The sequence below is a fragment of the Pseudomonas sp. AMR01 genome (assembly GCF_041946035.1).
Lineage (GTDB): Bacteria > Pseudomonadota > Gammaproteobacteria > Pseudomonadales > Pseudomonadaceae > Aquipseudomonas > Aquipseudomonas antarctica_B.
The window spans coordinates 1-589 of the sequence record NZ_JAUTYR010000131.1 but is presented as its reverse complement, the minus strand read 5'-3'; the positions used below and the strand labels follow the sequence as shown (position 1 = coordinate 589).

The window sequence follows — 589 nt, the reverse complement described above, 5'->3', positions numbered from 1 at the left end:
GCGATTGCGCGGTATCCTGGATATCGTTCGCCCCGATGACCTCCGTGTATCAATGCGATTGCCGCAGCAAATCGGTGCGATAGCGACAACGCTTCTGGACTATGCGCAAGTATTCCAAGAACAGCGCACCAATCTTTCTGCCACGAGAGAAAAGCGGTGCAGCACTGGTGTCGCTCGCGTGCCAATGATGACGGCAATGTGCGGAAGCAATCGATACCCTTGTATCGCGGATGCATCACAGGTGCCTCCGCGTGCAAAAGCGATGCACCCTGATGTGCTGTGAAGACGTGCTGCTACGCAACGGGAAACCCATCTGGAAAACAAGAGACCTCGGACCACCGGGGTAAAACCAGTAGCAGATTGGGGACCCGCCATGGCCCGCCCAAAAAAATTAGCATCTGAAACGCGTAAGCGATGGGACAAGCTATACGCAACCGAGGCTGAACGCGCGGAAATCTCTGCCGCGGCCGCAGCTGCAGACCTGTCCGTCAGCAAGTACTTGATCGCCAGACATCGCGGCGAACGGCTGCAAACGGCAAGGTCCGACGGGGCTCTATTGCAGGCCCTCTCCGTCGCAAACGCACGCTTA

The 589-nt window shown here is 57.2% G+C and carries 2 protein-coding genes; both read left to right on the top strand.

What is annotated here, in order from left to right:
* Positions 1–283: hypothetical protein (locus Q7C20_RS26880; protein WP_375071209.1), on the top strand; the 283-nt coding region annotated here is incomplete at its 5' end.
* A 90-nt stretch (positions 284–373) separates the two neighbouring features.
* Positions 374–589 (top strand): hypothetical protein (locus Q7C20_RS26875; RefSeq protein ID WP_375071208.1); only part of this gene is annotated, 216 nt, incomplete at its 3' end.